The following is a 15,898-nucleotide window of genomic DNA, read 5'->3' on the forward strand; positions in this document are numbered from 1 at the left end:
ATTTATTTTTGATCTTATCGCTTCCCGGAAGGGGAATGGGAAAAAATTTGTTTAACCCCAATGCCCAATGCCCACTATGAATTAGAATAAATCTGAATATATCAAAATATTAAGATAATCCAGATAAAATTTTTGTTTTGTTAACAAAAACAATGCAGTTGAATCGAAGTAATTTCCTCAGATTTCTGCTCCAGTCAGAGCCAGGAAAACCAGCAATATCTAACGGCTTACGAGCTGCATTAGCGTTGGGGGTTCCCATGCTAATTGGGCAACTGATCAATCAAAGAGAAAGCGGATTATTAGTTGGTTTAATGGCTCACTTTGTCAACTTAGCGAATGTTGGTGGCACTTACCAAATCAAAGCTAAGGCGATGGCACAGGCTACTTTGGGAATAACTGTTTCAGTATTTGTGGGTACTCTAGTCACTAAAGTTCCAGTACTAGCTGTAGTGCTGACATTTCTCTGGGGACTTGCTTCCGGTTTTGCATCGCTGTACGGCAATGCTGGTGCCAATGTCGGCCTAGTGGTAGGGATATCATTTATTACCACGATCGCACAGCCAGGAAACTTGGAAGTTGCACTCATGCGATCGCTGCTATGTCTAATTGCAGGTGGATGGGCGATGCTACTTTCCTTAGTAATGTGGCCTTTTAGACCTTATGACCCAATACGGATAGCTTTGGCTGACTGCTTCAGTGCAATCGCCAACTACATTCAGGCATTTGTAGGTAAAGTAGCAACATCTGAAAATATTCTCGAAATTAGAAAAGCATTAGAAACAGCACGCACTACTTTAGGTAGATTACGGATTGGACAGTCGTCTCGGAGTTGGATAAATGAGCCGTTTTTGCTGCTAATTCAGGATGGCGATCGCTTGCTTGGTTTAGTTGTTGCCTTAACAGAATTACTAGAAACTCACTTCCAACAACAGCAATATCATACAGTCCAGCAATTAGTAGACGATGCACTCGAACAAATATCAGTCATTCTTCAAGCCATAGCGAAAGTCATCTCTCGCAAGCCTGCTAGCATCGACTTGGGAAATCTCAAGCGCATCTATGAAGCACTAAAAGAACAAGAAAGTCTGCAAAGAAAAGCAATTGCTGGGAGTGAAACAGACTACACAACCCTCGTTGCTCTCAGTAACCTAGTGCTAACGATCGAAAAGCTGATCAAGCAACTGCAATACACGGCTCAGACAGCTAAATCTCTGGCAGATCGTAGCAAAATGAGTCAACGAGATGTAGATAGACTTCTTTTATTTGAAGACGAACAGCGATCGCTCTTAAGTTTACTCAAAGAAAACCTTACCTTAGACTCAGCAATCTTTCGCCATGCTCTCCGCATTGGTGTGAGTCTAACTGTAGGCGTGATATTATACAGTGTTACGAATTTACCAATGGGCTATTGGGTAACGCTGACAATTATATTAGTCCTGAAACCAAACTTGGGTGCAACTTTCAAACGGTTTTTCCAGCGAGTTGGTGGGACAATCTTGGGAGCTGTCTTAGCTGCTGTCTTACTTGCAACCATCACGAGTAAGCCTGTATTAGACATCATCATTCTGCTGACAGTATTTTTTGGCGTTTCCTTGATCGGTTTCAACTATGGGTATTCAGTGGTTTTCTTCTCAATCTTTGTCTTATTGATTATCGATATTGGTCATCCTATTAGTTGGCAATTTGCTGGCTTTCGGGTGTTGAATACATTAATTGGGGCGGGACTGGCTTTTGCGAGTCATTACTTTATATGGCCAAACTGGGAACGCGATCGTTTACCCAGTCAACTCGCCACAGCGCTGCGAGAGTGTCACAAATACTTTCGGGATGTGATGGCTGTTTACCAGGGGACAAAAGAGCGTGACTCTAGCATTATCAGTCAACGGCGACAAACTGGACTGGCAATTGGCAATGCTCAAGCCTCCTTCCAAGGATTGCTGCGCGAACCCCAAATGCACCAAGAATTAGTAGAACCAGTAATGACGCTGCTGTTGTACATGGGACGTTTTGCTAACGCCGTGACAGTTTTGGCAGTACATCTCGAACATTTCCGAAAAACAGTGCCACTCCCGGAATTAGAAACCTTTGTCTGCCAAATTTCCCTACTCTTAGAACAGTTAGCTGATTCGGTACAGCAGGAAATTACCCCACCGCCCTTACCTGATTTGGAAGAAACGCTGCAAAAAATCCAGCCGCACCTACAAGCACTGCGTACAGCCCGGATAGAAGAGTTAGCCGTCAATCAAGGACATACACCGATTCGTCAGGCAGTCATTGATTACAGCATATTAGATTTGGAGATCGATCAGATCGTTCGGCGGTTGACTGCTATGCACTCAGCGATGGTACGGCTAATATCAGGTAAATAAAAATAATATTGGGTTTCATTGCCTCAACCCAACCTATAAAAACAGCGCTCGCACTGAAGTAATCAGGGAATATCAAGCTTTAACGACAATTGGGAAACCCAAATCACTTCTTCAAGCAGCGTATAAAAAATCAGATAGGGAAAACGTTGAATAGCATAACGTTAATATAAGTGGTCATAGCAGTCAAGTGTTCGGTAGAAAAAGACGATAGGATTCGCTGTCCATCAAAATTCTAAAACCTAGCCACATCAGCACGAAGGGGAAAATCTTGCCAGCATAACGGCTGAGTACCAAGGCGATACCGGGTTGATGAGTCAAAGTATAGGACATAAATAGCCAGCAGCAAACAATGAAATAGCAAACTGGTACGATCACGGCCAGATTTTGAATGCTGCTGCTGGCAAACAGGGGTATATAGATCCCAAGATTGTTGCCGCCGTTAGAAATTGTTACCGCAGAGACGCGATAGGTTTGGGGATCGCGGATTAAGTCCCAAAGCGATCGCTTTCTGGAATCAAATCCTTTAAATTTAGAGTTTCTTTTCAGATTAGCTGACTTATCTTCGGCTGAATCATCCTTATTCAGGTTGAACAAATTGTTCAAGCCAATGAGTATCGGCAGAATTCCCAGTAAACCAGTCCAAGTTGACGGAATTGCTAGACCGAGTAAGAAACCAAGGAAACTTACTGTCACTAATACCGTGAACCCGATAATTTCGCCAACCACAATATGCTGAGGACGAAAAGTCCGATTAACCTCACTGAAGAAAGCAGTTAGATAAATATTGTCGTCAAACGTTGTTGCCACAGCAGTAGCTAGCCCGATCTTAATTGTTGCAATTAACCAATCCATCACCATTCCTCACTCAACACCTATCTGATAAACGAAACTAGCGATCGCTCAACCTTTGTAATCAGTCCCACAATATCCAGAAATATTAATCTGAGAACGCAAGTTTCGCGCATCGGGCGTGACTCGACTTCTTATTTCTTCAACTTAGTTATAATACAAGAATTACGTAGCAAAACTACTCATAGTGGCGATTGTGCATTATGCTACGCTTCTCTGAAATGCCTTACCCTATACATATAAAATATTTGCGTAAGTCCTAATAATATATAATAGGAATTACGCATTGACAAGAAATACTAAATAGGTGTTATTTCAAAAACCATACTGTTGGAGCAATTCATGAATTCCCCCCTACAGTGTGGGTGTATTTATCATCAAAAAATGATGAATAAAAGCCTGAAAAAATCTATTTTGTCAAACGCATACCACGATTAATTTGTACAGTGCGTAAGTCATATATAATAAATAGCCCCAAAAAGTCTAACATTCTGGCTGTATTCTCGTATATAAGGCGCCATTCATTTCCAGCATCAACAAAGGAGTCATTATGATTAGCCGTTTGATTGACCTTGTGCGTAGATGCACAGGTCAAAACATCTTAGGGTGGTTCAGATCAGCCACTCGTAGATCGGCTACCTATAGGTTTGCAGTTCGGTTTTGCCTCGGATTTGTCTCGATTTTGGTTTTGACTCTAATTTTTGACGGTCATGCTGTTGCCACTTCTGAATCTGGCAATCAGCTCTCCACTCTCATGAATCAGTTTAAACTACCCAAAAGCTCCATAATCCAGTTACTGGAAACCGTGGGACTTTTTATGGGGGGGATAATTTTCTGTGTCGTTTTGGATCGCTGGTTTTCTAACCGTTCCGATCGCTCTAGCAATACGCCCTTAGCAGAGCAAGCGCGGCGGCTCAAGCAACTCAAAATAGGATATCCAGAAGGGATGACCAATCTGGAAGTTCTGCGTGCTCAAGGCTTGCTAGAAACGCGTCTGCGACCTTATGGGCTGATTGTCACCTGGACAAGCTTTTTATCAGCCTCTTCTCTGATAGAAGCACTCAGCAACGGGACGATTGACTTTTGCGGTGGCGGCGGCACGGCCAGCATCTTCTCTCAAGCAGCAGATCATGTATTTGTGCGAGTGGCTAAGGAAAAATATACCGCTCCCAAAGGTCAAGCGATTCTAGTACCGGAAGATTCGCCGATTCAGACGCTAGCTGACCTAAAAGGTAAAAAGATCGCTTTTGACAAAGGCTCAAGCGCCCATTATGTACTTGTGCGATCGCTGGCAAAAGTCGGCCTCGATTTTAGTGATATTGAGCCAGTTTATCTGACACAACCGGAGGCGTTACCCCGATTCTGCCGGGGTGAAATCGATGCTTGGGTGATTTGGGTTCCCTACACAGCTACTCTTGCCCGAAGCGCTTACCCAGGACGATCGATTGCAGATTTAGAGAGCATATTTGGTGACAAAGGCTCTGTGGAAGTTCCGACCTATTACTACGCGATTCCAGAGCTGGTACGCGACTATCCTGACCTGCTCAAGGTGATTTTAGAAGAGGTAAACGAAGCTGGAGCTTGGGCTAAGAGACAGGAATTAGAAGCGGTTCAACGAATGGCAGAACACCATGAAATCGATCCATCTATCGTTGGAACTTTACAGCAACGTAGCGCCGAACGCGCCATCATCCCGATCGACGACCAATCGCTGACTGCTCTACAGCATCAGGCAAATATATTTAGAGATTTAAATCTGATTCCTGAGCGGGTGAATGTGAAAGATGGAACCTATAGCTTGCAGACTAAGCAAAACTGGACTTATTAATCTGACACTGACATATTTATACAGCTTTGCCTAAGATAGTTACGTTTTTAAACGCAGAGGGACGCGTTCGCAAAGCGTCTCGCAGAGAAGGAAAGCGCAGAGGTACGCAGAATTTTTTTTAAGCGAATTCTATACTTGCTTGTTCGGTGAGAGAGTTTATCTGAGCCGAATGCTTGCTTTAGAAACCTAAATTTAAAGTTCTTGACGTGTCGGACGGATGATGATTTCATTCACATCAACATCACCGGGTTGCTCAATGGCGTATGCGTTGGCGTAGCCTCTCTCAAAGAGAATCGCACGAGCAATGGCATCTGCATCAATGGCGATCGCATAAAGTTGATTAATTCCCGCTGCTGTGTCTTTATCAGTAATCGTGGTGGTCAACTCAGTAGCAACGGCTCCTGGTGATGATTATCACTTTGTTTTGAATCTCAGACATATTTATTCCTGGGGATTATTGAGTATGGATCGTGAAACATCGGGTGCTGTTTCAGATGAACTCAGCATTATTCAACCATATCAACTAATTTGTATACTCGATCAACGTTTTTGTCCTGGCAACGTCACTACTAATCCGAACCACTATCATCACACCGTTTGAGTTCTGTCCCGTTAAAACTTCAGTTGGTGAGTTGAGACCATCTCATAAACTTAACCTTTATCTACATACCAAGAGGTATTGCTTCAGCGTTATTTGCCGCTTTTGCAAGTAAGTCACGGACTTCTTCATCCGTAGTTTGAGGAAAGCTTTCGTACCAAAGACCAACGCTCTGGAAAGGGCTGGGTCTGGAGATGCAAACGATTTCGTCTACCTCAGTTTCTAACTCTTGGCAAGTTTCAGGTGCAGCTACAGGCACAGCAATCACAATCTGAGCAGGTTGCTGTTTTCGCACAGTTACAACAGCAGCCCACATGGTTGCACCCGTGGCTAAACCATCATCTACCAAGATAACTGTACGTCCTTGTAAATCTCTTAAAGGGCGATTTCCCCGATAAAGCCGTTCTCGCCGCTCTAACTCCCGTTCTTCTTGCGCTGCCACTCTGGCAATTACTTCATCGGATATCTTCACCAGGCTGATAATATATTTATTGACTATCCGCACACCACCAGAAGCGATCGCTCCCATTGCTAGTTCTTCTTGATCGGGCACACCCAATTTACGTACCACTAAAACATCTAATGGAGCATTTAACGTTTTGGCAACTTCAAAAGCAACGGGTACACCACCCCTTGGTAGCCCTAATACCAGAACATCTGGGTTGTTAGCATAAGCGGTTAACTCCTTAGCCAAAACTTGACCCGCAAACCTCCGATCTTTAAATAGCATGGTGTGATATTCCTAATTGGTTTCCAAAAAATCAAATAAATATTTACATACGTTTGTTATTGGCTATCAACCTCAAACAATGGGGCAATTGAGCAAATTCCAAAATTGTTGTTATAGTTCAAGATGTTCTGAATCGATCTTAGAAAGCTAAATATTCCCTGTCCTCCACTAACGGAGCGACATCTTCTATCTACAGTTCTATCAAACGGATGAGTTAGCTTTAATGCAACAAGATTTCTGCATCTGGCGCTGAGACTATTTTACTACTCCACACTCAATATCCGTCCCCAAATGGCTTGTTGAGAAGACACGGTGACGCGGTGAACTCTCGCTGTAGGGGGTTTACTGCTGTAGGTAACTGGTGTTAGCGTGAAGCAAAGTTATAGTACGACCACAGGAGAAGGGTGACATGGAAAACCTAATGTTTAAGTAGGGGTGCATTTGAAAACTGCTATAAGTTTTGCCACTTGCTAACATTTACTGTTAAACTTTTACTGATTATTTTTTTTACTGTACATTAATAACAAATTACTTAATTGCTAGCAGATGCAAAAATCTCTGAAAATCCAGTGATAATTCAATTGTTAATTCTTTGCGTGTCCCCTGTTACTGAGGTTGTGTTGATATTATCTTTACATTATCCCTAAATTGTGAATATGAGATAATGCACCATCTGCTTGTTCGTTATATAATGCTTAATATTACAGACAAAAGTCATCAAATTTACCCAATTAACACTTTTGAATAAAAATTAATCGGGTAGAATTACTGAATATGTTTGAAAATCAAAAGAAGGGTGTTTTTAATGATCGGCTTAACTAATTCAGAAAACGGCACAATTAGCAGCACAGCAGCCACTAAGAGACTGGCAAGGGCGATGATGGTTTCTGGTGGAGAGTTTTCGCTATTATTGGCGTGTTGTAACTGTGTTCAAAGGCAGCAGAAAGTGCTGAATTTGTTAACAGAATTTTCATCAGCAGATATCCACGAAATTTTGCTCTCACCTACGGTTGACAAGTTATACACAGCTATTACAAGTGAAATTGGTACTACTCAACCCGAAGCTTTGATGGTAAGGGGCTTAGAATCTGTAGTGGCAATTAACCAACTGATTATTAGTACCAATATCATGCGAGATGAGTTTCGGAAACAGTTTCAGTTCCCCTTGGTGTTGTGGGTCAATGATGAAATTCTGCGTAAGCTAGTCTGGCTAGCACCCGATTTCAAAGACTGGGCGGCTAGTACTATTAGATTTGATGTACCGAATAATCAGTTAATTGAATCTGAACAACAACCCATCAGTGCCTAATATTGCCTGAAATTACTTTCAAAATCTTATATACGCTAGGTTGAGCCGAGTAAAACCGAAGCTGATGTTCTGTCACATTCTTTTCTAAAATTACTTTTATTGAACCCTCCTTTACCAAAGTGAGATAAAAATCTTTGGAAGCTATTTTCCAAATTAGAAGATGGTATGGGTATGGGGTGTGTTATCGCCTTAGTACACGTCACCCTAAAAAAAGTGTGGAGATTAAGCTGCGATCGCCAGGTTTGTTTGAATCGTATAATTAAAATCTTGAATTTGTTAAGCTAAAATTTTAATCGTTGCTAATTATTGGATTTGTTATTATTGAACCTAGGTTTTCCTCAAGGGAGATATCCTATAGGAGTGAAAAAGAATATAGAGACATAGCAGTGCTACATCTCTCCAAGGATTGTGGATAACGCATATTTAATTTCCCCAGATGTCTAATCAATCCTGCGACTAGGTAACTTAGTCCCGCACCTCTGACAAAATCCAGCATTTACATTATGGAAAGCTAAACCACAACCTGAACAAACTATTTCTACCTGATTAGCAGTTTTCACCACTTGCTTAATTAAATCTCCCACTTGCCAAGGAATCAATGCAATTCCGGTAAAAATCATCAATACTGTTAGCAAGCGTCCTAATTCTGAAATTGGAATAACATCACCAAATCCTACAGTTGTCATTGTGACAACAGAGAAATAGAATGCATCCAAAAATGTACCGTAATTTTCAGGATTAACCGGATGCTCGACTTGATAAATTAAGCCAGAGTAAATAAAAACAATTGCAAATAACGTAAATAATATTCGCGCAAAAATCATCCCATCTTCACTGCTGATACTAGCGAATAAAAACTTTCTATCTATAAATCTAATTAATCGTAAAATCCGAAACCATCGTAATAGGCGGATAAAGCTAATATCCACCATACCTAGAAAAAATGGCAGAATTGCCATTAAGTCAATAATCGAATAAAAGCTAAAAATATACTTAATTTTGTTTTCTGCACTCCACAGGCGGAGTAAATATTCCACAGCGAAGATGATGACGATCGCAGTATCAGCTACATTTAACTGAAACCGCATATAATCAGGAATATTATATGTTTCTGCCACAAAAATTCCTGATGATATTAGCACAAAAGAGGCAAGTGTTAAATTAATCGCTTTACCTATTGGTGTTTCTAGGTCTTCTAAGTAAAATTCTGTTTCTTGTCTGCTCAGTAACATATTCGACCATTAATACATCTTAATTCCCAGTTATAACATTAGAAATACGATATTATTAACCATTATCCTTATGTTAACCTCAGCTTATATGAACCCAGAATTTTTTATGCGTTTAGCATTGGCAGAAGCAAAAGAAGGCGATGCACCCTACGGTGCAGTGATTATTAAAGATAACGAAGTCGTTGCAGTAGCTCATAATACTGTGAGTAGAGACAACGATCCATCAGCCCATGCAGAAATCAATGCTATTCGTAGTTTAACAGCTAAACTGAAAAACCCCTCTTTAGAAGGTTATAGCATATATACAACTGGCGAACCTTGTCCGATGTGTGCAACTGCTTGTGTTTGGAGTGGTTTATCAGAGATTGTATATGGTGCTTCCATTCAAGATTTAATTACTGTAAATCAATCACAAATTAATATATCTTGCGAAGAGGTAATCGATAAGTCATTTAGGAAAATAAAAGTTACAAAAGACGTTTTAAAAAATGAATGTTTGGAATTATTTAAATAAGCTATCAAAAAACTTATTTTTAGTAGGAGTAGTCCTTTCAAAGTAACTCGATAATTTTCATTTTTTCTCCTTGGTCTACGAACACTTGAATCGAGTTTGAAAACTTTCTCAAGCAAGTGTTATACTCTGTACTTCTGTGGTTTAAAAGTCATTTATCTAACCAATATTAATTTACTTCTGTCAATGCCTAAGTCCTAAAATATTTGTATATATTCCATAGTTTTCTGGGTCATAGCAGCAAAAAATTATTCTTTGTGGACGACCATTCTTTTGTAGCTGTTCATCGCATATTTTCACTGCCACCTCAGCTGCTAAAGTTTTAGGATATTTATAAATGCCAGTACTGATGCAAGGAAATGCCAAACTATTAAACTCTTTATCTGCGGCAATTTGCATACATTTATAATAACACTGAGTTAGAAGTTCGGGTTCTCCGTGATTACCTCCTCGCCATACTGGTCCTACGGTATGAATGATGAAGCTTGCAGGCAAGCGATATCCTTTGGTTAGTTTAGCATCACCAATCTTACATCCTCCAAGTGACCTACACTCATCAACTAGGTCTGATCCAGATGCCTTGTGTATAGCTCCATCTACGCCACTACCCCCAAGCAAACTAGTATTTGCAGCATTGACGATGGCATCAACTTCTAACTTTGTGATATCACTCAAAATCACTTCCATAAAACAATTAAGCCCAATCAAGACTAATCTATATACTACAAACGTATTATGTAGATGTCCATTATACAGTTTTAGCTTCAAGCTTAACGATCAGTCTGCTTAAAGTGATGAGCGATCGCAAATAATGATAGGTTTGCAATTCTTAGCGATCGCCTGCTTTTTCCTGATTTATTCAATCACTTTTTGTCTACTTTATCAATGCGTATATAATTTTCTCATTTATATAAGTATCTCGGTGAAGAATTACGTTAGCGACATAGGAGCGTCATGACGAATTATTTAACTTGGTTCATTCAAATAGGATAAATATGTATTTGCCCAAATTGCAGCTTGAGTGCGATCGCGCAAATTTAATCTGTTTAAAATATTCGTAACATGATTTTTCACCGTCCCCTCAGAAATGTAGAGTTCCTGAGCAATTTCTCGGTTACTAGCGCCTGTAGCAATTAACCGCAAAACCTCTTTTTCTCTAGGAGTAAGTTCAGTTAAACTAGATGGTACAGGCGGGGACTGGGTTGATGCAACATGAGAAAATTGAGTCAACAGTTTTTTAACTATACCTGGGCCTAATTGCGTATATCCTTTATGAACGGCACGAATAGCAACAGCTAATTCTTCTGATGGTGTATCTTTCAATAAATAACCCATAGCCCCATTCTTTAAAGCTGCTGACACATATTCATCATCATCAAAAGTCGTTAGTACTAAAATCTTAGTTTTGGCAAAACGTTTTTGAATTTCCTGCGTGGCTGCAACTCCATCCATAATTGGCATTCTGATATCTAGCAATATGACATCTGGCTGAAATTGTGCAACAAAATTAATTGCCTGTTCACCGTTTTCTGCTTCTCCAACTATTTCTAAATCTGGTTCTAGTTCCAATAACGCTCTTAATCCTTGACGAATTAAACTTTGGTCATCTACCAGCAACACTTTAATCATTATGTTAACCTTGTTAATGGAATATTAACTGTAATTTTGCAACCAGAGCCAAGAGCGCTATTAATATTAAACTTACCTCCAAGTGCTAAAGTGCGATCGCGCATACTATGAAGTCCAAAACCAGTAGTATTTTGCCCGACATCAAAACCTTTACCATTATCCTGAATTATCAATCGCAAATTGCCTTTAGTCGTAGTGAGTTCCAATTTAACCTCTGTGGCATCCGCATATTTAGATATATTAGTTAAAGATTCTTGAGTAATCCGGTAAATAGCAGTATTTATTTCAGGTGGTAGAGAATATTCCAGGTTGATTTGATAAATTGGTAATATCCCATTAAAGCGATGAAAATTTTCTGAAAGACTAGCGATCGCATCTTCTAAAGATTGTTCTTGTAAGGGATTAGAACGCATAGTAGAAACAGATTGGCGAACATCTTTTAGCGCCTTGGAACCTAATTCCTTTGCAGTTGCAAGAAATGTTTCAGCCTTACCTGGGTTAGATTGCCATAGTTTTAAAGCAGTTTCTAATTGTAGATTTAAAGCAGTCAGAGAGTGTCCTAATGAATCATGAATTTCACGGGCAATGCGGTTACGTTCTTCTAAGGTAGCTTGATTTTCAATTTGCATGGCATATTGACGGAGTTTTTCGTTAGCAAGAGCTAGCTTTTCTCGACTTTGCCGTTCAGACAAAACTGCATTCATCAACAACAACACAAAAACCAAACTTAAGCCAAATACTAGCGACGAATTCAAAATCAAAAATCGATATCGCTCTTGTGCCTGCGGCGATGCTTGAAAATTGAATAACTGATATTTTAGTTGTGTAGTAACTAAAAATAAGGCAAATGACAAACTTGTAACGAATAAACGCCCATTTAACTGAAAAATTAAACAACTGCGAGTCACTAAAATTATATAGAGAAAAGGGAAAAGCCGAGCAAATCTTTCTCCAAAAAGTCCAATTATTAAAATTAATAAAAATTCAATAGCTGTATATATTACCTTAGTTGTCTGGTTATTTCTGGGTAATCTTAAGCCCATTAACGCAAAAACAACCAGACTATAAATTGATAGTTCTGGCAATATACTACAAACTGACAAGTCTGGAAATGCACCACAAATTGATAGTTCTAGAGGCTTAGGACGAAAACGCCGTAACGGAGGTGGTATCATAGCTGTCAATGCCGTGATCGCTAGTAATGTCCACTCCAGATAAAGCAGAGACGGAAAAGGATGTTTCTTAATTTCAATTGGACGACTCATTAGTCGCATTGCTCCAGTTATAATTTATAAATTAGAAGTTAATAATTCCGAAAATTTGAGTAGATATTTTACAGCTAAAATTTTTCGCTTAGTGAGAAATCGAAAGTAAATTGAAAGAAGAAAACAGTTAGTTAATCAGCTAAATAATGACTTATAAAATCATCATAATCAAAATTTCATAATTTATAACTCCTAACTTCTAACTTCTAACTCTTAACTATCTATTGTCAATCATGACTAAAGTCATGGGTAAAACCATGACTTTCTCCTCATGTAACTACTGAAGATAAGTTCTTATGATGGTGGCATCCAACCAGGAAAAACCCACCAGACAAGTAATGAAACTCAAAGCATTATCGCTAGTTGCTTCCGCCATCGCTCTCACTTTAACTGCAACCTCCTTTGCTGTTCACGCTCAAACAGCCTCTCCTTCACCCGTGTTACTTGCACAAACTCCACAAAAAGAAAGAGGCCCTTGGAAAGATTTGGGTCTAACAGATGCCCAAAAAGACCAAATTCAGACGATTCGCCGCGATAGCCGCACCAAATTTGAAGCAGTTTTGACACCAGAACAAAAAGCAAAATTAGAGGCAGCGAAACAAGCACATCGGGCTGAGTGGCAAGCGCGTAAGGCTCAGGGGCAAACAGGTCAAGATCAACGGCAACCCGGTCAACGTCGAGGAAAGGGTGGTTTTGCTGACTTAAATCTAACTGAAGCACAAAAAACCCAAATGCGACAAATCCGCGAGTCTGAGAAACAACAGATTCAAGCAGTCTTAACCCCGGAACAGCGTCAAAAATTAGAGCAATTCCGTCAAAATGCTCCTTCACGCCGTCAACAAGGCAATCCTCAATAATCATCTTTCAAAAAATAATAATTCTGGGGTGGGCAGTGCCGCTCATCTCAATCCCAAAATAGATTATGATGCAACCCTTTGCCGCTTCCCTAAATCCCGCTCCTCGTCTATAACAGGTTTTAGATGTACTTGATCGCATCGCTGAAGCGCAGAGGCGAGATTGGCAACCAGAATTACCTTGGCACTTACCTTTGACTGATGTCCAGGTATTGTTTTCCATAGTTAAAAATTAATAGACTTCTTGCAGAAGATGCGGAAAGGGGAAAAACTTTATCCCCTTTCCCTTTCCCTCTTTATTCCCCTGCCCAATTTAGTAGACTTTCAAGCTAGTTTTGAGTTATGAGTTAATTCAAAACTCCTAGCTTGATTAAGATGTCCAAAGAATTCGCAATTGGTAGTAAAGTCCGTGTTGTGGCGCTACCAGCCTACGTCAAAACTGCTGAACCTATGCCCATGCTGCGCCCTCCCAATGTAATTCACATTGGTGAAGAAGGTATAGTCATTGACCGCAGACCCGGTGGATATTGGGGTATTCGCTTTACTAGGGGGGTGTTTCTGCTAGATAGTCAATATATCGAAAGCACAGATACCCCTCCCGAATCTCACTTAGAATAAGATTTCTCGCAACCAATAATTGTAAACTTGTGTAAAGTTGTGATTCTGGTTTACACCATGATTTCCCGCCGTACTTTTTTAAGCATATTATTTGCCAGCTGTATTTCTATCATCAGCTGGCTGAATTTTACTCCTGTTGCTAATGCTCTTGGTGGTAAACTTCCGGCAATTAATCAACCAGCACCAGAGTTTACTTTGCCAACCAATACAGGTGATGGCAAAATTTCCCTCTCTGACTTGCGCGGTAAATGGCTAGTCCTGTACTTTTATCCTAAAGACTTCACCTCTGGTTGTACTATAGAGGCTCGTCGTTTTCAGCAAGACTTACCCCAATACCTCGAAAAAAATACCCAAATTATTGGCATTAGTGCCGATGATATTGATTCTCACGCCAAATTTTGCGATTCAGAGGGACTCAAATTCCCCCTGCTGGCTGACACTGATGGCTCAGTCAGCAAAGCTTACGGTTCGTGGCTCGGCTTTTTATCTATGCGCCACAGTTTCATCATCGATCCTCAAGGCGTCTTGCGCGAGACTTTTGTCAAAGTCAACCCAACTATTCACAGTTCAGAAGTGCTGGCACGATTAGAAAAATTACAGTCCACAGCTTCTTAAACTTCAATTAATCAGATATAGTGGTTCTCGTTTGCGTGAGGTACACCCGTAGGGGCACGGCAGTGCTGTGCCCCTACACCCCACGATATAATTAATGTTGTACCGCATCTGAATGGGAACCGCTATAAGGGGCTTAAGCCCCTTATTTTAACTCACAATAAACCCATATTTTCTGAGTACAGTTTTGACTTCACTGCCAGATAAAAACTGGACAAATTCTTTGGCAGCAGAAAGATTTTTACTGCTTTTAATTATTGCTACCGGATAGACAATCGGTGAGTGAAATTTATCATCAGCAGCGACTACGACTTTTACCTTGTTGGAAATTTTGGCATCAGTGGCATAAACTAAACCTGCTTCGGCATTACCACTTTCTACTGCTGCTAAAACTTGACGCACATTGTTAGCAAAGACAAATTTCGACTTGAGGCGATCGTAAAGTTTCAATTTCTTCAAGACTTGCTCGCCATATTGACCGGCAGGTACGCTTCTGGGTTCACCGATCGCAATTTTTTTAATCTTACTATCTGTTAAATTATAGAAGCTATTGATGCCAACAACATCCTGAGCCACAATCAAGACTAGACGGTTATTTGCCAGGTTAGTACGGCTACCTGGTAGCAATAGTCCTTTTTCTTCCAAGGCATCCACTTGCTTTTTGCCAGCAGAAATAAAGATATCCGCTGGCGCACCTTGCTCAATCTGTTGCTGCAACGCACCAGAAGCCCCAAAGTTATAACTAATATTGATATTTGATTTATTTTGTTGGTACAAAGGCTTAATTTCTTCCAGCGCCTCTTTTAAGCTGGCAGCTGCGGACACGAGTATGCTGTTGTTCGATTGTGCTATTACAGGAGAAGGAGTAATCAGTGGTAAACCAAATGCTAGCAGCAAGCCAGCGATCGCTATACCCAGGAAACCAAAAATTTGTCTTCTTTTCATAGAAAAGGCGTTTGAAGGGTTTCTTCCATAAAATTGATGCTAGGTAAAATAGTAGCAAAGATACCAACATATAACCAACTATATCAGTAAAAATATGCCTAGAAAAGAACAAGGGTGGGTAACATTCCAAACTTCAGAAGAGGAGCGAAAGATTTTGGAAGAGTTTTGTGGCCAGTCTCAGCGAACTAAAACCGAGATTCTCCGAGAACTGGTACGTGGTCTTAATCAACACTCTTCACCATCTAACTTGCTATCAACCATAAATGCAGATGAGGAAGAAATCTACACTCAAATACCTGAGATAGAAATTAGTTTTCAAAAGAAACCACTCAAAGTTAGCTCTCGCAATATTCTCAAGGGTGTTGTTAAGCGAGTTGTTACTGGAGCCGTTAATAGTGAAGTAACGCTAGAGATTGTTCATAAAGTTGAGTTAACTTCAATTATTACCAGAGTATCGGTAGAAGAGTTGGATTTGTCTGAAGGGAAAGAAGCTTATGCTGTTATTAAGTCCAACGATATAGTTATCGCCAGAGAATAGGCTGTGGTGAT

General features: G+C 40.3%; 17 protein-coding genes. 9 read left to right on the forward strand and 8 right to left on the reverse strand.

What is annotated here, in order from left to right:
• Window positions 1-152 precede the first annotated feature (152 nt).
• Window positions 153-2,369, forward strand: a complete 2,217-nt coding sequence (locus tag V7L12_RS19965; RefSeq protein ID WP_335086843.1) for an FUSC family protein — start codon at window positions 153-155, stop codon at window positions 2,367-2,369.
• A gap of 183 nt (window positions 2,370-2,552) precedes the next feature.
• Here V7L12_RS19965 and V7L12_RS19970 read toward each other — a convergent pair whose 3' ends face one another.
• A complete protein-coding gene (locus V7L12_RS19970; protein WP_335086845.1) occupies window positions 2,553-3,221 on the reverse strand; it encodes a cadmium resistance transporter in 669 nt (222 codons plus the stop codon).
• Window positions 3,222-3,906: 685 nt separating this feature from the next.
• Between V7L12_RS19970 and V7L12_RS19975 the strand changes: the two genes are divergently transcribed.
• Window positions 3,907-5,046: an aliphatic sulfonate ABC transporter substrate-binding protein gene (locus V7L12_RS19975; protein ID WP_335086847.1), complete on the forward strand. Its 1,140-nt coding sequence runs from the start codon at window positions 3,907-3,909 to the stop codon at window positions 5,044-5,046.
• A gap of 192 nt (window positions 5,047-5,238) precedes the next feature.
• Here V7L12_RS19975 and V7L12_RS19980 read toward each other — a convergent pair whose 3' ends face one another.
• Window positions 5,239-5,430, reverse strand: a complete 192-nt coding sequence (locus V7L12_RS19980; RefSeq protein WP_335086848.1) for a hypothetical protein — start codon at window positions 5,428-5,430, stop codon at window positions 5,239-5,241.
• Between V7L12_RS19980 and V7L12_RS19985 the strand changes: the two genes are divergently transcribed.
• The gene (locus V7L12_RS19985; RefSeq protein WP_335086849.1) at window positions 5,420-5,647 is read left to right on the forward strand and encodes a hypothetical protein; all 228 of its coding nucleotides are present in this window, start codon (window positions 5,420-5,422) and stop codon (window positions 5,645-5,647) included. The genes V7L12_RS19980 and V7L12_RS19985 overlap by 11 nt on opposite strands.
• A gap of 61 nt (window positions 5,648-5,708) precedes the next feature.
• Here V7L12_RS19985 and V7L12_RS19990 read toward each other — a convergent pair whose 3' ends face one another.
• Window positions 5,709-6,374, reverse strand: a complete 666-nt coding sequence (locus V7L12_RS19990; RefSeq protein WP_335086851.1) for a phosphoribosyltransferase — start codon at window positions 6,372-6,374, stop codon at window positions 5,709-5,711.
• An 805-nt stretch (window positions 6,375-7,179) separates the two neighbouring features.
• On the opposite strand from V7L12_RS19990, the gene V7L12_RS19995 reads away from it, so the two are divergent.
• Entirely contained in the window at window positions 7,180-7,683 is a 504-nt protein-coding gene (locus V7L12_RS19995; protein ID WP_335086853.1) for a hypothetical protein, read from the forward strand.
• 440 nt (window positions 7,684-8,123) lie between these two features.
• Here the strand turns inward: V7L12_RS19995 and V7L12_RS20000 are convergent, their stop codons facing one another.
• Window positions 8,124-8,915, reverse strand: a complete 792-nt coding sequence (locus V7L12_RS20000) for an ion transporter (RefSeq protein ID WP_335086855.1) — start codon at window positions 8,913-8,915, stop codon at window positions 8,124-8,126.
• A gap of 88 nt (window positions 8,916-9,003) precedes the next feature.
• Between V7L12_RS20000 and V7L12_RS20005 the strand changes: the two genes are divergently transcribed.
• Complete coding sequence (locus V7L12_RS20005; protein WP_335086858.1) at window positions 9,004-9,429, forward strand: nucleoside deaminase; 426 nt, start codon at window positions 9,004-9,006, stop codon at window positions 9,427-9,429.
• Between the two features lie 180 nt (window positions 9,430-9,609).
• Here the strand turns inward: V7L12_RS20005 and V7L12_RS20010 are convergent, their stop codons facing one another.
• The 3 genes from V7L12_RS20010 to V7L12_RS20020 form a co-directional block, all read right to left on the reverse strand.
• Window positions 9,610-10,107: a macro domain-containing protein gene (locus V7L12_RS20010; RefSeq protein ID WP_335087189.1), complete on the reverse strand. Its 498-nt coding sequence runs from the start codon at window positions 10,105-10,107 to the stop codon at window positions 9,610-9,612.
• Between the two features lie 285 nt (window positions 10,108-10,392).
• Entirely contained in the window at window positions 10,393-11,055 is a 663-nt protein-coding gene (locus V7L12_RS20015; protein ID WP_335086860.1) for a response regulator transcription factor, read from the reverse strand.
• Complete coding sequence (locus V7L12_RS20020; RefSeq protein WP_335086862.1) at window positions 11,055-12,320, reverse strand: sensor histidine kinase; 1,266 nt, start codon at window positions 12,318-12,320, stop codon at window positions 11,055-11,057. Before V7L12_RS20020 ends, V7L12_RS20015 begins: the two co-directional genes overlap by 1 nt.
• A gap of 338 nt (window positions 12,321-12,658) precedes the next feature.
• Here V7L12_RS20020 and V7L12_RS20025 point away from each other — a divergent pair, with 338 nt between their 5' ends.
• The 3 genes from V7L12_RS20025 (at window position 12,659) to V7L12_RS20035 (ending at window position 14,407) form a co-directional block, all read left to right on the forward strand.
• Window positions 12,659-13,177, forward strand: a complete 519-nt coding sequence (locus V7L12_RS20025; RefSeq protein ID WP_335087191.1) for a Spy/CpxP family protein refolding chaperone — start codon at window positions 12,659-12,661, stop codon at window positions 13,175-13,177.
• Between the two features lie 372 nt (window positions 13,178-13,549).
• Window positions 13,550-13,792 carry a regulatory protein SipA gene (sipA, locus tag V7L12_RS20030; protein WP_334817366.1) on the forward strand — a complete coding sequence of 81 codons (243 nt, stop codon included), beginning with the start codon at window positions 13,550-13,552 and terminating at the stop codon, window positions 13,790-13,792.
• 57 nt (window positions 13,793-13,849) lie between these two features.
• A complete protein-coding gene (locus V7L12_RS20035; protein WP_335086864.1) occupies window positions 13,850-14,407 on the forward strand; it encodes a peroxiredoxin in 558 nt (185 codons plus the stop codon).
• Window positions 14,408-14,554: 147 nt separating this feature from the next.
• Here the strand turns inward: V7L12_RS20035 and modA are convergent, their stop codons facing one another.
• A complete protein-coding gene (modA, locus tag V7L12_RS20040; RefSeq protein ID WP_335086866.1) occupies window positions 14,555-15,349 on the reverse strand; it encodes a molybdate ABC transporter substrate-binding protein in 795 nt (264 codons plus the stop codon).
• 94 nt (window positions 15,350-15,443) lie between these two features.
• Here modA and V7L12_RS20045 point away from each other — a divergent pair, with 94 nt between their 5' ends.
• A complete protein-coding gene (locus V7L12_RS20045; protein WP_335086868.1) occupies window positions 15,444-15,887 on the forward strand; it encodes a TOBE domain-containing protein in 444 nt (147 codons plus the stop codon).
• Window positions 15,888-15,898 lie beyond the last annotated feature (11 nt).

The organism is Nostoc sp., from assembly GCF_036918245.1.
Classification (GTDB): Bacteria; Cyanobacteriota; Cyanobacteriia; order Cyanobacteriales; family Nostocaceae; genus Nostoc.

Excerpts from the sequence above, each read along its gene's own strand:
- V7L12_RS19965 (WP_335086843.1), top strand. The coding sequence starts at position 153 with ATGCAGTTGAATCGAAGTAATTTCCTCAGATTTCTGCTCCAGTCAGAG.
- V7L12_RS19970 (WP_335086845.1), bottom strand. The coding sequence starts at position 3,221 with ATGGATTGGTTAATTGCAACAATTAAGATCGGGCTAGCTACTGCTGTG.
- V7L12_RS19990 (WP_335086851.1), bottom strand. The coding sequence starts at position 6,374 with ATGCTATTTAAAGATCGGAGGTTTGCGGGTCAAGTTTTGGCTAAGGAG.
- V7L12_RS19995 (WP_335086853.1), top strand. The coding sequence starts at position 7,180 with ATGATCGGCTTAACTAATTCAGAAAACGGCACAATTAGCAGCACAGCA.
- V7L12_RS20000 (WP_335086855.1), bottom strand. The coding sequence starts at position 8,915 with ATGTTACTGAGCAGACAAGAAACAGAATTTTACTTAGAAGACCTAGAA.
- V7L12_RS20005 (WP_335086858.1), top strand. The coding sequence starts at position 9,004 with ATGAACCCAGAATTTTTTATGCGTTTAGCATTGGCAGAAGCAAAAGAA.
- V7L12_RS20015 (WP_335086860.1), bottom strand. The coding sequence starts at position 11,055 with ATGATTAAAGTGTTGCTGGTAGATGACCAAAGTTTAATTCGTCAAGGA.
- V7L12_RS20020 (WP_335086862.1), bottom strand. The coding sequence starts at position 12,320 with ATGAGTCGTCCAATTGAAATTAAGAAACATCCTTTTCCGTCTCTGCTT.
- V7L12_RS20025 (WP_335087191.1), top strand. The coding sequence starts at position 12,659 with ATGAAACTCAAAGCATTATCGCTAGTTGCTTCCGCCATCGCTCTCACT.
- sipA (WP_334817366.1), top strand. The coding sequence starts at position 13,550 with ATGTCCAAAGAATTCGCAATTGGTAGTAAAGTCCGTGTTGTGGCGCTA.
- V7L12_RS20035 (WP_335086864.1), top strand. The coding sequence starts at position 13,850 with ATGATTTCCCGCCGTACTTTTTTAAGCATATTATTTGCCAGCTGTATT.
- modA (WP_335086866.1), bottom strand. The coding sequence starts at position 15,349 with ATGAAAAGAAGACAAATTTTTGGTTTCCTGGGTATAGCGATCGCTGGC.
- V7L12_RS20045 (WP_335086868.1), top strand. The coding sequence starts at position 15,444 with ATGCCTAGAAAAGAACAAGGGTGGGTAACATTCCAAACTTCAGAAGAG.